Source organism: Bacillus sp. NTK071 (assembly GCF_017303315.1).
GTDB lineage: Bacteria > Bacillota > Bacilli > Bacillales > Guptibacillaceae > Guptibacillus.
Genome location: NZ_JAFKOI010000006.1, coordinates 129,511 through 142,725, shown reverse-complemented (window position 1 = coordinate 142,725; position 13,215 = coordinate 129,511). Strand labels below are relative to the sequence as shown.

At 41.0% G+C, this 13,215-nt stretch carries 13 protein-coding genes and 1 riboswitch; of the genes, 9 read left to right on the top strand and 4 right to left on the bottom strand.

Features of this window, described 5'->3' with window-relative positions; all coding sequences use genetic code 11:
* Nucleotides 1-11 precede the first annotated feature (11 nt).
* Nucleotides 12-1,082: a tetraprenyl-beta-curcumene synthase gene (gene tbcS, locus JI666_RS11990; protein WP_206892200.1), complete on the bottom strand. Its 1,071-nt coding sequence runs from the start codon at nt 1,080-1,082 to the stop codon at nt 12-14.
* A 21-nt stretch (nt 1,083-1,103) separates the two neighbouring features.
* The gene (locus tag JI666_RS11985) at nt 1,104-1,919 is read right to left on the bottom strand and encodes an alpha/beta hydrolase (RefSeq protein ID WP_206892049.1); all 816 of its coding nucleotides are present in this window, start codon (nt 1,917-1,919) and stop codon (nt 1,104-1,106) included.
* A 90-nt stretch (nt 1,920-2,009) separates the two neighbouring features.
* On the opposite strand from JI666_RS11985, the gene JI666_RS11980 reads away from it, so the two are divergent.
* Both JI666_RS11980 and JI666_RS11975 read left to right on the top strand, forming a co-directional pair.
* Nucleotides 2,010-2,525 carry a gamma carbonic anhydrase gene (locus tag JI666_RS11980; RefSeq protein ID WP_206892047.1) on the top strand — a complete coding sequence of 172 codons (516 nt, stop codon included), beginning with the start codon at nt 2,010-2,012 and terminating at the stop codon, nt 2,523-2,525.
* Between the two features lie 68 nt (nt 2,526-2,593).
* A complete protein-coding gene (locus JI666_RS11975) occupies nt 2,594-2,812 on the top strand; it encodes a hypothetical protein (protein WP_136948606.1) in 219 nt (72 codons plus the stop codon).
* On the opposite strand, the gene JI666_RS11970 is transcribed toward JI666_RS11975, so the two are convergent.
* The gene (locus tag JI666_RS11970) at nt 2,804-3,037 is read right to left on the bottom strand and encodes a hypothetical protein (protein WP_206892046.1); all 234 of its coding nucleotides are present in this window, start codon (nt 3,035-3,037) and stop codon (nt 2,804-2,806) included. The two genes, JI666_RS11975 and JI666_RS11970, sit on opposite strands and share 9 nt — an antisense overlap.
* A 377-nt stretch (nt 3,038-3,414) precedes the next feature.
* Here JI666_RS11970 and JI666_RS11965 point away from each other — a divergent pair, with 377 nt between their 5' ends.
* From JI666_RS11965 to JI666_RS11955, 3 genes are read left to right on the top strand one after another with little or no spacing between them, the layout of a single operon-like run.
* Nucleotides 3,415-3,942: a phosphatase PAP2 family protein gene (locus JI666_RS11965; RefSeq protein ID WP_286170774.1), complete on the top strand. Its 528-nt coding sequence runs from the start codon at nt 3,415-3,417 to the stop codon at nt 3,940-3,942.
* A 24-nt stretch (nt 3,943-3,966) separates the two neighbouring features.
* Entirely contained in the window at nt 3,967-5,112 is a 1,146-nt protein-coding gene (locus JI666_RS11960; RefSeq protein WP_206892045.1) for a glycosyltransferase family 4 protein, read from the top strand.
* 22 nt (nt 5,113-5,134) lie between these two features.
* A complete protein-coding gene (locus tag JI666_RS11955; RefSeq protein ID WP_206892044.1) occupies nt 5,135-6,466 on the top strand; it encodes a nucleotide sugar dehydrogenase in 1,332 nt (443 codons plus the stop codon).
* Between the two features lie 147 nt (nt 6,467-6,613).
* Here the strand turns inward: JI666_RS11955 and metK are convergent, their stop codons facing one another.
* Nucleotides 6,614-7,810: a methionine adenosyltransferase gene (metK, locus tag JI666_RS11950; protein ID WP_206892042.1), complete on the bottom strand. Its 1,197-nt coding sequence runs from the start codon at nt 7,808-7,810 to the stop codon at nt 6,614-6,616.
* A 208-nt stretch (nt 7,811-8,018) separates the two neighbouring features.
* A riboswitch (SAM riboswitch) is annotated at nt 8,019-8,128 on the bottom strand.
* Nucleotides 8,129-8,711: 583 nt separating this feature from the next.
* On the opposite strand from metK, the gene pckA reads away from it, so the two are divergent.
* From pckA to JI666_RS11930, 4 genes are all read left to right on the top strand, one after another.
* Entirely contained in the window at nt 8,712-10,295 is a 1,584-nt protein-coding gene (pckA, locus tag JI666_RS11945) for a phosphoenolpyruvate carboxykinase (ATP) (protein ID WP_206892040.1), read from the top strand.
* 187 nt (nt 10,296-10,482) lie between these two features.
* Complete coding sequence (locus tag JI666_RS11940; RefSeq protein ID WP_206892038.1) at nt 10,483-11,481, top strand: ABC transporter substrate-binding protein; 999 nt, start codon at nt 10,483-10,485, stop codon at nt 11,479-11,481.
* A gap of 14 nt (nt 11,482-11,495) precedes the next feature.
* Nucleotides 11,496-12,272, top strand: coding sequence for an ABC transporter ATP-binding protein (locus tag JI666_RS11935; RefSeq protein WP_206892036.1), 777 nt, complete (start codon nt 11,496-11,498; stop codon nt 12,270-12,272).
* 25 nt (nt 12,273-12,297) lie between these two features.
* Nucleotides 12,298-13,053 carry an ABC transporter permease gene (locus JI666_RS11930; protein WP_286170785.1) on the top strand — a complete coding sequence of 252 codons (756 nt, stop codon included), beginning with the start codon at nt 12,298-12,300 and terminating at the stop codon, nt 13,051-13,053.
* The last annotated feature ends 162 nt before the right edge of the window (nt 13,054-13,215 follow it).

The following is a 13,215-nucleotide window of genomic DNA, read 5'->3' as shown; positions in this document are numbered from 1 at the left end:
TTATACGTGGTTTATTGTGAAGCTTTGTGAAGCCTTCTATACACCCACCCATTAAAATAGAAGAAGATACTTGATCGGCCGCCGTTTCGAATAATTTTCCGAGCCAAAGAACGAACATCTTTCTGTTCCATTACTTTTCGATCAGCAAGATAAATACCGAGCAATCCTCTGTTTATGAGGCGGTGAAAGGAAGAGTGCGGTAGTCGTTCAACGCTTTTATCAGCTTCTTTAATGAAATGAGCGACTCGGCGTGCAAGCTCCTCATTATCTCTGTAATAAAAACAGAAATTCAAATCTCCTCCGACACGATCTTCTTCCTGATCAATAAAGTAATCAAGCATAATATGAAGACCTTGCACCCATGGAAAATAGCCTTCTTTAATAACCTCTGTTCCACCTTTAGGCAGATTGTCCCCAAGCGAATATGAGACAAGACAGAAGATCCCAAGGGTTGAGCCAGCACACGCAGAGAATTCATTCCAAGTCATATCAGGTAACTGAGTTTTATGTTGATCAAACCAGTTCTTTAGTCTTGGTACCCTGTCTTCCTCCGTAACATGCTTATGTACTTGTAGGTCGCAATAGTAATGACAAAGTTCAAGTAATGCTGGTTGTACTTCTTCACGGTTCGGTAGTTGCCTAATTATATTCTGACACGTTTCCACGAGTGCTAATAAATAGCCTCCATCATCTTGTTCTTTTCTAAATCGATAGTAATCATTAGAAGCTTCAATCTCTGGCGAAAGTGCCTCGACCATCGACTCGTGCAATGCACTGAAGTCTTGTGGATCTAATGATGTACTTCGATCACATAAGTTATCTAGGTAGTCGCTTATTGTCTGATATGCTGCTACAAATTCAATCGATTTATCAATCTGATTTCCAGCAAGGAGACCATAGATCGCGCCCCCTTCACAGTGAAACGTCTTGGATTCTATGCTGGCTAGAGCTTGTTTTCTAAGCTCCATATCTGGAATGTCTTCAGCCCGCCTTTTCCATTTATCAAGTTCTTGATGGATCCTTGGTAATACGCGTTTATAAATACTATACATCAACGTCCAGGGATGACTTGGTACTTTCAACCGATTCCACTCCTGTATCATTTATTTGCCTTCTTCATCGTTTGCGTCATGATCCAATAACTCAAGCTTCAACTCAACAAACGCTAGGGCCGTTTTGAAAACTGTATCGCGCTCTGGTTCATTAAACACTTCATGATAAAGTCCATCCCACTCTTTATAAGACTTATCTGTTAGTGGAATTCGATTAAACCATGACCTCACTGCATGTTTATCAACGATTCGATCATCACCGCCCTGTACAACAAGTAGCGGCAAATTCTGAAAAGATTTAGCTCCTTCGTTTGCAATTTTCATCGCTTTAAGAAGTTCTCGATACCATCTTACAGATACTTTATGCACCATCAAAGGATCTTCCTGATCTCGAGTATGAAATTCCGTATTTCTCGTTCCAATGTTCGATTCTAATTTTGAGTTTAATCTAAGTGAAGGAACGATAGGATTTAATACTTTCGAAAGAAGGTCTACTCCCTTATTCGGAGGGTTTACGAGACCAATACAAGGTGATGACAGAATCACACCTGTGAGGGAATGTCTTTTTTCCATTATTGTTCGAATAGAAGCAAGCCCCCCCATACTATGCCCGAGTAAGAACACGGGTAGTTCATATTCAAACGCTCGATTAATCCATTTATCAATTGTATCAATATATTGATCAAATGAATCAATGTGACCTCGTCTTCTTGTGCTTTCTCCTTGTCCTGGTAAATCTCCAAGTACGACATGATATTCTGCCTCAATCCATTTTGATACAAGCCAATCATAACGGCGATGATGTTCATTAGCTCCGTGAACTAAAACAATAACGCCCTTTGCATATTGTGCCTCTTTAATTCGCATTATTATAAGCCCCCTTATGTAGGTTCAATCTTTTTGATACACTACTTCTGAAAAGGATTTCATATATTATAAAGGAAAGTTGGGATTGAAATGCTCTACTCCTATCGAGATAAAAAACCTTCGATACATCAATCAGTCTATATTGCGGATTATACTACCATAACAGGGGATGTGACAATTGGTGAGCAAAGTAGCATCTGGTTTAACACCACAATTCGCGGTGATGTAGCCCCTACAGAGATTGGTTCAAGAGTAAATATTCAAGACAATTGCGTTCTACATCAGAGTCCCAATAAGAAGCTTATACTTGAAGACGGCGTCACCGTTGGGCATCAGGTAATTCTTCACAGCAGCATTATTCGAAAAAATGCTCTTATTGGAATGGGATCCATCGTTCTTGATGGTGCAGAAATTGGTGAAGGTGCTTTTATTGGCGCGGGTAGTCTTGTTTCGCCCGGAAAGAAAATCCCTCCAAATTCGCTCGCATTCGGAAGACCTGCAAAAGTTGTAAGAGAATTAACGAAAGAAGATCTTCTCGATATGGAGCGGATCCGAAATGAATATGTAGAAAAAGCAGCTTACTACAAAGATCAGAAACCACTATAAGTCGTGCATATTTCCTGATGGTTTGAGGAAGGTTACCAATACAATCCTAATGGATAGAGGTGCCTTCTATGTACAAACTGACCCTCGTCTTGATCGTGCTGGTCGTTATCACGTTATTAATAGGGGCTTTTATGACCTATCGACTTGGAAATAACCAAAAAGGTGAATATGATAACCAGGGCAACGCCCGAGTTAAATCATCCTTTTTTAGCAATCCAATTTTCCTTGTGTATATCATCGCTACAGCCCTTGCGATTGGATACGTTATTTATTTCACATTACTTTGATGAAAAGATCAGGAGAGTTATCCTGGTCTTTTTTTGTTGGATGATTGATTCTGATAAGGTGTTCCAATTCAAGAGTTCCGATATCTTCATTTCTGAACGCTCGTCTACGCTTTTCGTGAGATCTAGCTGCAGTGGCCATGGTCTCGATCGCTTTTCGTGTCTAGCTGCAGTGGCCAGACCCTCGGTCACTTCACCTTTCAATCTGAACACAAAGTACGTGTTCATTTTGAAAGCCTCCAGTGTCTGACGGGTCTAAACGGCCGCTTCCGCTTTTAGTGTCTAGCTGCAGTGGCCAGACCCTCGGTCACTTCACCTTTCAATCTGAACACAAAGTACGTGTTCATTTTGAAAGCCTCCAGTGCCTGACGGGTCTAAACGGCCGCTTCCGCTTTTCGTGTCTAGCTGCGACTCGCAGAAACTGCGATATTTCACTCTTTCACTGGAACACAAAGAGCGTGTTCCAATTCAAGAGTTCCAATTTCTTCGTTTCTGAACGCTCGTCTACGCTTTTCGTCTTAACAATCATTTTAATTTTCTTTAATACTATCATTATATTTCCTCTTTAAGATAGAAGTAACATATACCTTGAAGGGGGATTCTTTTTGGGCAAAGTAGTTGGGTGGCTTTATGAGCAGGAGTGTACGGTGTTTCGGTTTGTGAATTTAAGGTGTCACTCTCGTTTTCTCACTTCTTTTTTGGGTTGGATGACGCATGTTGGTGGAGCTAGGGCGACGGTGATTAGTACGCTTTTGTTATGTTTATTCTTACCTTCTCCATCGAGATTATGGGCAATTCAGAGCGCGATTGCACTTGTGATTAGTCACATGCCTGTTCATTTAATCAAGAAACATTACCCAAGACACCGTCCTTATCTTTCTATACCAGAAACGAAAATGCTCGTCCTTCCACTTAAAGATCATTCTTTTCCGTCGGGTCATACGACAGCTATATTCTCTGTACTAACACCGTTCATTTTACATGTACCTCCCCTTTTCATTCCATTAATTACTCTTGCAACTCTCGTTGGGCTGTCACGAATTTATCTAGGTCATCATTATCCTTCCGATGTCTTAGTTGGGGCTTTACTTGGTGGCGGGAGTGGCATTTTGGTATCTATCTTATTGGGTTAAAAAAACGAATTGGGAGGTACTCTTATGAAGCTTGCGCTTTTTACTGACACGTATTTTCCTCAGGTGAATGGTGTATCTCGTACACTCGGTAGATTAACTTCCTATATGGATAAACAACAAGTTGATTATATGTTGTTCGCGCCCGACTGCGAGACAAGAGAAGATCTCTTCTCAAGTAACATTCATCGCTTTGCAAGTATGAAATTCTTTTTATATCCTGAATGTCGAATCGCTCTACCAAAGCTCAACATGATACGGAAAAAGTTACGGGGGTTTGATCCAGACCTGCTTCATATCGCTACTCCATTTAACATAGGACTCAGTGGACTTCATTATGGGAAGAAGCTCAATATTCCAATGGTCGCTTCCTATCACACGAATTTTGACGATTACTTAGAACATTATCACCTTGACTGGTTGTCTCCATTCGTTTGGAAATACTTGATGTGGTTTCATCAACCTTTTTCTTCAATTTTTGTTCCATCCAATGAAACACGTAACCGTTTAAGTAGCCAGGGCTTTGAGAATTTAAACCTGTGGCGACGTGGTGTTGACTGTGACCTTTATTCTCCACGAAGAAAAAACGCATCGATTCGAGAACGATATCAGATTAAGGAAAAATACATTCTTCTATTTGTCAGCAGGCTTGCACCCGAAAAGAATCTTGATACACTTCAAAACATCATGTGGAAACTTCCAGAAAACATGAAGCGAGAGATAAGATGGCTTGTTGTAGGGGACGGACCAGCAATGCCTCACTTTCAACACAACCTACCTTTTAATGTAACGTTCACAGGCTATAAGCAGGGACATGAGCTATCAGAGCTATACGCTACAGCTGATCTGTTTATCTTCCCATCCGCTACTGAAACGTTTGGCAATGTTGCACTAGAATCACTCGCATCAGGGACTCCTGTCATCGCAGCAAAAGCTGGAGGCTTAACAGACGTTATATCAGATGAACGTAATGGTCTTTTTTGCTCACCTTATAATGCAGAAGAATATATCCAAGCCATTAGTAGACTATTATTAGATCAAACAGAAAGAAAAATGATGGGGTACGAAGGTCGGCGTTACGCTCTTACACAATCTTGGGATGCTATATTTGGAAGGTTATTAGAGGACTACGAAACGACAATTGGTCATACCAAAATCGCTCGATATGCGTAACGAAAGCAGAGGAGGAAAAGTGATGAAGCTTGCAGTATTTGGAGCAAATGAAATTGGTTTAACAGCATCTGCTGTCTTTGCATCTCATGGGTATGATGTAGTATGTACAGATGCAAATCGAGATCAGATCACAGCGCTTAACTCCGGAGAACTACCAATCCATGAGGAAGGGCTATCTGAACTCATCACAGAAGCTAAATCTGTTGGCAAACTAAGTTATTCTGTTAACAGACTTACTGCTGCATCTGAAGCAGATTATCTACTTTTCACTGAAGCAATTCCAGTAGATGAAAATAGAAAACCTGATTTATCAGCATTCTACCGCTTTATTAGACAGATCGCCATTACAGTCCATAAGCACAAAACCTTTATTATTAAAAGCACTGTTCCACCGGGAACCGCTTCTAAAATAGAGGCTATTCTACTTGAACAAGGGTTAACTGATCGTTCTTACGATGTAGTAAGTAACCCTGATTTCATAAGAAAAGGATCCGCAGTCAAAGACTTCATGTTCCCCTCAAGAGTGATTCTTGGTACCTCTTCTCTTCGAGCATGCAGACTAATGGAAACGTTCTATGCCCCACTTACTAATTCACTTCATTATATGGATCATTCGAGCGCAGAATTAATGCGTTATGCTTATCATACTTATCAATCTATGAAAGTATCATGCTTAACAATGATTGCTGGTGTTGCAGAAAGCTATGGAGCTGATGTGGAAGCGATTCAATCAGCATTACCTTCAGAACCAAGAAGCGATGACCACTCCTTGCACCCTGGATCCTGCTTTCTTGGATTCGAGAACTCCGTTGAAGCTGCCTCCTTCCGTTCAATGATTAAAGAATCATCATCGGCTAATAGAATGTTTAATGCTCTCGAAGGAATCGATCAATACCATCCAGAGCTATTAACCCAGAAATTGAAGGATTTCCTTGGAACTCTTCAAGGAACTACTATTGCTATATTTGCATCATCCACACTTGCAGCCGTTCCTGCTCTTCCACCTTCAGAGATCGTAATTAATCGACTTGAAGAAGAAGGAGCAGTCGTCAAAACGTTTGATCCTAATAAGGATGATATTTATAACAAAGAGAGCGCTTCTTCTCTTATGTATGAAACTGTTAAGAATTGCGACGCTCTTCTTCTCATGACAGAGATTCTATCCCTTAAGCACATAAACTGGGGGAGGGTTGTAAAAGGTCTTAAACTGCCTTTACTCGTAGATGGACATAATTTATTTACACTCGATGAGATGAGAAAAATCGCTAACACCTACGACTTGATCTATTGTTCAATTGGGCGACCTAATATCTATAAGGGACTAGGTTCTATCTCTGTTCAATCGGTTCAGTAAATTTATTCGGCCGTTCTACCACCCTTCTTAGATGCCCAAATCTTAAACCTTACCTCCAATCATTTCCCCTGAATCTTCACTTACCTTTCATTAATTTCTACGTAAAACAAAAAAAGAGAAGCCATAAAGGCTCCTCTTTCATGTAAATTAAATGCCTGCACCCTGCTTAAGAGATTCAGCACGATCCGTTTGTTCCCATGGAAGCTCAATATCAGTACGTCCAAAATGACCATAAGCAGCAGTTTGCTTATATATTGGACGACGAAGATCAAGCATTTTAATGATTCCAGCTGGGCGGAGGTCAAAGTTTTCTCTCACAAGCTCAACGAGTTTCTCTTCTGATACTTGCCCTGTTCCAAACGTATCAATTGCAATAGATACAGGCTGTGCTACACCAATTGCATAAGCAAGTTGCACTTCACAGCGGTCTGCAAGACCAGCTGCTACAAGGTTTTTCGCAACGTAACGAGCTGCATACGCTGCAGAACGGTCTACCTTAGTAGCATCCTTACCAGAAAATGCTCCACCACCGTGACGAGCATAACCGCCGTAAGTATCAACAATAATTTTTCTTCCTGTCAAACCAGCGTCACCCTGAGGTCCTCCAATAACAAAACGTCCTGTAGGGTTGATGAAATATTTAGTGTCTTCATCAATCAATTCAGCTGGAACAACTGGCTTCACAACGTGTTCCTTAATGTTGCGTTGAATCTGTTCAAGTGAAACTTCAGGGTGATGCTGTGTAGACACAACAATCGTATCAACGCGAACTGGCTTTCCAGCTTCATCGTATTCCACTGTTACTTGTGTTTTACCGTCTGGACGAAGATAAGGAAGAATATCTTCTTTTCTTACTTCGCTCAAGCGACGAGCTAATTTATGAGCAAGCGAAATAGGAAGTGGCATTAGTTCAGTCGTTTCATTACATGCATAACCAAACATTAACCCCTGATCTCCTGCACCAATCGCATCAATCTCATCATCAGACATCGTACCTTCACGCGCTTCTAGAGCAACGTTCACTCCAGCTGCGATATCCGCAGACTGCTCATCAATTGAAGAAAGAACAGCACATGTTTCAGCATCAAATCCGTATTTTGCACGTGTATACCCAATGGATTGAATCGTTTCACGAACGACTTTCGGAATATCCACATAGTGCGATGTTGTAATTTCACCGGAAACTAACACAAGACCTGTTGTCACTGTTGTTTCACAGGCTACGCGCGCATTTGGATCATGCGCAAGAATATCATCCAGAATGGCATCGGAAATCTGATCTGAAATTTTATCAGGATGCCCCTCTGTTACTGACTCAGAAGTAAACAAACGACGATTACTCACTCAAGTACCTCCTTAAGGAATTGGATCCTATCTATAATGTTGTAATGGATACGGTACTCATTTCCCTATTATTCTTAGCCGAAACGAGAGAACGAATTCAATTTCTTATCGTTTAACCTTTTTCATAGCGTCATAAATCATAACGACATTAAAAAAGCCCTTTCCTTCTATGTAGAGGGAAAAGGAGCTGATATCTCATGCCTTTCGCCTCTTATCTTCCAAGACTATCGTCTTGCAGGTTAGCACCTTAATCCTCATTTATAGGAGTTGGTTGCTGAGCTTCATCGGGCCTGTCCCTCCGCTTGCTCGGGATAAGAGTATCCATTCTCGACATATAATAACGCAGTTAAAAGAGTGTGTCAATAACGAAAAGCGGAGACGAGCGTTCAGAAACGGAGATATTGGAACTCTTGAACTGGAACACGCTTTTTGTGTTCCGGTGAAAGAGTGAAATATCGCAGTTTCTGCGAGTCGCAGCTGGATCTAACGAAAAGCGGAAGTGGGCGGTTAGACCCGGCAGGCACTGGAGCCTTTCAAAATGAACACGTTCTTTGTGTTCAGATTGAAAGGTGAGGTGACCGAGGGTCTGGCTGCTGTAGCTGAATTTAACGAGAACCAGTAGCCGATTTACAGTCAAAAACCCCTAGACCAGCATCTACTAACAATAACAACCGCTAACACTTTCCCAAAATTCTAGTTCTCCTAAAAAACAATCCAATATGACTCTCTTCCTATTAATAATAGGTTATGGTGAGCCCAACTAAATGGTTATTCGCCTTTTTTTCACTTTTTATGCAAAAAATCCGTAGATTAGTATAGAATAATTAAATAAATGTGTTATACTACTTTTGAGATTAACAAGACAGCAAACGAAATCTTTAAAAAAGGATGGGTCTAACGTATGAAAACAGCTTCCTTCTCCTCACCGTTATTGGATGCGACTTTAAATAAGAACAATCCACATGTGAACTTATCAGTCTCTGAACTTACAGAGCATTCTCTTTTTAAAAACGAAGGAACTTTGTCTTCGACAGGTGCACTTCGTGTTGAAACAGGCAAATACACTGGACGTTCTCCCGGGGACAAGTTCATTGTTAATGAAGATTCCGTTAAAGACAAAATCAACTGGAAAACCAACCAGTCAATTTCTGAGAAAAGTTTTGAAAACCTTTACACAAAAGTATTGAATTATCTCGGTGAGAAAAAAGACCTTTATGTATTTAAAGGCTTCGCTGGAGCTGATCAGTCATCGAGACTTCCTATCCAAGTAATTAATGAATATGCATGGCATAATTTGTTCGCTCATCAGCTGTTCATTCGTCCAAATGAATCAGAGCTTAAAGGACATGAAGCTGAATTCACTGTCATTTCAGCGCCCGGCTTCCAAGCGGACCCAGAAGTAGACGGTACTAAATCTGAGACGTTTATCATTATTTCTTTTGAGAAACGTACCGTTTTAATTGGAGGAACAGAATACGCTGGTGAAATTAAGAAGTCCATTTTCACCGTCATGAATTACCTTCTTCCAGAACGAAACATTCTTTCCATGCACTGTTCTGCCAACGTTGGAAAAGAGGGCGATGTTGCTTTATTCTTCGGTTTATCTGGCACTGGAAAGACAACGCTTTCAGCTGATGCCCATCGCTCACTCATTGGCGACGATGAGCATGGTTGGTCAATGAATGGTGTATTTAACATTGAAGGCGGTTGTTACGCCAAATGCATTAACCTTTCAAAAGAAAAAGAACCACAAATATGGGATGCAATTCGATTCGGAACCGTCCTTGAGAACGTCATGATGGACGATGGGACACGTGAACCAGACTATGATAATACGAGTTTAACTGAAAACACACGAGCTGCCTACCCAATTGATGCAATTCCTAATATAGCTATTCCTAGTGTTGCTGGTCATCCGAATACGATCATTTTCTTAACAGCTGATGCGTTTGGTGTACTTCCTCCAATCAGTAAGCTGACAAAAGAACAGGCGATGTTCCATTTTCTTTCAGGCTACACAAGTAAACTAGCAGGAACTGAAAGAGGCGTAACCTCACCTGAAGCAACCTTCTCTACTTGTTTTGGAGCTCCGTTCCTTCCTTTACCTGCCCATCGCTATGCTGAGATGCTTGGTGAGAAAATTATGGAGCACGATGTACAGGTATTTCTCGTTAATACGGGTTGGTCTGGTGGAGGCTATGGTGTTGGTGAACGTATGAAGTTATCTTACACCAGAGCGATGATTCAAGCTGCTCTAAACGGTGAGCTTGACCGCATTGAAACTGAAACAGATCCAATTTTCGGTTTGCATATTCCATCGCATTGTCCTGGTGTTCCAGCTCAGGTTTTACAACCAAAACAAACATGGGAAGACCAAGAAAGTTACGACGTAAAAGCGAAAGAGCTAGCTACTCAATTCGTTAAGAACTTCAATAAGTTCACTAATGTATCAGAAGAAATTAAGCAAGCAGGTCCTAATATTTAACTTGCTTATGAGAAAGCACCTTAACGGGTGCTTTTTTTGTTTGGAATGAATTGGCCAACTCCCCATCTTGTTTCTATAGCATTGCTTAAAGGGATTTATTATGGGGCAAACACACAATTCTCCCCTGGACATAGGCTATAGTATCTTAAAACATGAGCCTATTTCATGTGACAGCGGGGGCTAGATTATGACAAAACGTTGGTTTAATAGGTTAACCCTTTATACAAGTATACTCTTCCTTCTCTATCTATCAGCATGTGGGAATAGCGGTGAAAATGATCAAGTTCGAGTAGCAGAAGTAACTCGCTCAATTTTCTATGCGCCACAGTATGTGGCCATTACTGAAGGCATCTTCGAAAAGCATGGGATTGACGTAGAATTAACAACCACCTGGGGTGGCGACAAAACGATGACGACGCTCCTTTCAAACGGAGCAGATGTCGCACTTGTAGGATCTGAAACGTCTATTTATGTTTATGCTCAAGGTACAAACGATCCTGTCATCAACTTTGCTCAGCTCACACAAACAGACGGAACCTTTCTTGTTTCAAGAGAAAAGATGGATCATTTTGCATGGGAAGACTTGAAAGGAAGTACTTTCCTTGGTCAACGTAAAGGCGGCATGCCTCAAATGGCCGGTGAGTTTGTTTTAAATAACAAAGGAATTAATCCACAAAAAGATCTCGATCTTATTCAAAATATTGATTTCGCAAACATTTCTAGTGCTTTTGCTTCAGGTACAGGTGACTTCGTTCAACTTTTTGAACCGACAGCAAGTATATTCGAAGAACAGGGTGTGGGTCATATCGTAGCTTCGTTTGGGAAAGAATCCGGCACGATACCATATACCGTTTTTATGGCTAAAGAAAGTTATCTAGAGAAAAATCCTGACACAGCCAAACGATTTACCAAAGCACTATATGAAGCTCAGCAATGGGTAGATACTCATTCTGCGGAAGAAATCGCAAAATCAATTGAACCATTCTTTCCTGATACGGACCTCGCTCTCATTACAACCGTAGTTGATCGATACAAAAGTCAGCATTCTTTTGCGACAAATCCTATTCTTGATGAAGACGAGTGGAATAACCTTCAAAATATAATGGACGAATCCGGTGAGCTACCAAAGCGTGTCGACCACAGCAAACTAGTGGATAACAGTTATGCAGAAGATGCGCAAAAATAGGAGGGAATGCAATCATGTCTTTCCTTCAAGTCAATGCTATTTCACACGTTTATTTAACAAAAACGGAGGCTAAAGAAGCCATCTCTAACCTTTCATTTTCCATAGAAGAAGGTGAATTCGTTTCCCTATTAGGTCCAAGCGGATGTGGTAAATCCACATTACTTTCCATTATATCTGGCCTGTTACAACCAACCGAAGGAAAGGTTATTGTCCATGGGGAAGATAGGCATAAACCAGGTGAATCAATGGGGTATATGCTTCAGCAGGATTATTTGTTCCCATGGAAGACAATTGAAGAAAATTGCCTTCTAGGATTAAAGCTCACCAATCGACTTACGCCAGACACTACTGAGAAAACATTAAAGCTTCTTGATCAAATGGGGTTATATGATGTTCGCTATGCTTATCCTGACCAGTTATCAGGTGGTATGCGCCAACGTGTGGCACTTGTTCGTACGTTAGCAACTGGACCGAACCTTCTTTTATTAGATGAGCCGTTCTCTGCACTTGATTACCAGACGAAATTAAAACTAGAAGATCTCGTTTTCTCTACTTTAAAAGAACACAACAAATCAGCTCTCCTTGTCACTCATGATATCGGAGAAGCCATCGCTATGTCAGACCGAGTTATTCTACTTTCACCAAGACCTGGAAAGATCGCTAGAACGTTTCACATTCCCGCCCATCTACGTGAGTTAATTCCATTTGATGCTCGGAACGATCCAGACTTTGCTGAACATTTTCAAGTTATCTGGAAGGAGCTTGATTCCCTTGAACAATCTCCAACTTGAGAAGCAGCACTCTGCTTACATTAAAATGCTTAGAAGAGAGAAATTTGAGATAACTGGATGGCAACTTTTCATTCTACTAGCTTTCCTAACACTCTGGGAAACCGCAGGACGACTTACCTGGATTGACCCACTATTGTTTAGCTACCCTAGCAAAATCGCTTCTCTTTTCGTAGTCAAAATAAGCGATGGCACATTGGTATTGCACACGAATGTAACACTGCTTGAAACAATTGCAGGTTTTATTCTAGGGACTGTTTTAGGAACTTTATTCGCAGCCGCATTGTGGTGGTCAAGGAAGGCTTCAAGAATATCAGATCCTTACCTTGTCGTCTTAAATTCAATGCCGAAAGTAGCACTAGGACCAATTATCATCGTAGCATTAGGTCCCAGCTACCTAGCCATTATTACAATGGGTGCCTCTATCTCCATAATCATTACAACCCTTGTGATCTATCATGCCTTCCACACTGTTGAGCCGAACTATGTGAAAGTGATTCGCTCGTTTGGCGGGAACAAGAAACAAACTTTCTTTGAAGTTATTCTTCCCGCTTCTTTTCCCGCGATTATCTCCACACTTAAAGTGAACGTTGGCCTTTCTTGGGTTGGGGTTATTGTAGGAGAATTTCTTGTTTCAAAACAAGGACTAGGGTATATGATTATTTATGGTTTCCAGGTATTTAACTTCACACTTGTGTTATTAAGTCTCGTCATGATTGCTGTTTTCTCTTCTCTCATGTACATGGGGGTAGAATGGATCGAACGTAAACTAATTAAGAATTAGCTTCTCTATTCGAGAGGCTTTTTTTGTTGGGATTGGGCAAACTAGTTAGCTAGAACTTACAAATCTGACATCGTCCTACACGTCTAACCGATGGCAAAATGGTTGCTCTAGACCCACCCGAGCGCCATCTGCTAGGATGGAGAGGAATAGAAATTATATGAA